The organism is Alteromonas sp. 5NW40-0090, from assembly GCF_057552975.1.
The window spans coordinates 1-545 of sequence record NZ_BAAJLT010000034.1; the positions used below are offsets into that span (position 1 = coordinate 1).

Consider the following 545-nt stretch of genomic DNA (forward strand, 5'->3'; position numbering starts at 1 on the left):
GCACCTAACACTCTATCTGGGGCTACGTGCGGTGTTTTTAATCTCTCTGCTAACTTCTTTTTCAGTTGTTGCTGCAAAGTGCTACCTAGTTTATTCCATTCTTTTAGGGCGCTTCTTTTAAACTCTAATTTATAGGTCATCCAAATTCACCGAAACGCTTTCTTCACCTTGCCTTTCACTAACAAGCTGTAGTAGTTCCAGATCCTCCAAACGATCCATCATTTTTTCGTACATCTCAGCCGGGACACAGTAGAATGCGGGTTCATTCCTATTCAATATAGCGACAGGATCGCCATATGCACTGCTCGCAACTTTCATAGGGTTTGCTTTTAGTTCTGTAATACTTGCAGCAACTTCCGCCAAAACTCTCGCCGCCATAACGGTCTCCTAAAAGGTCTTTAATTAGGTCATTTTAGGCTATCATTGTTGGTTTAACAAGCGCATAAACTCGCTCACTACGTTCGCTGGGACAAAAATACGTAGGCTCCCAGCGCTTCGCTTGGTATTGTAGCCTACATATTTTTGCCCGTTATGCGGGTGTTAGG

Annotated in this window: 1 protein-coding gene; it reads right to left on the bottom strand. The window is 43.5% G+C overall.

From position 1 onward, the window contains the following. Positions 1-129: 129 nt before the first annotated feature. Positions 130-378 carry a type II toxin-antitoxin system Phd/YefM family antitoxin gene (locus AC27KT_RS19775; protein WP_487132787.1) on the bottom strand — a complete coding sequence of 83 codons (249 nt, stop codon included), beginning with the start codon at positions 376-378 and terminating at the stop codon, positions 130-132. Positions 379-545: the final 167 nt, after the last annotated feature.

Excerpts from the sequence above, each read along its gene's own strand:
- AC27KT_RS19775 (WP_487132787.1), bottom strand. The coding sequence starts at position 378 with ATGGCGGCGAGAGTTTTGGCGGAAGTTGCTGCAAGTATTACAGAACTA.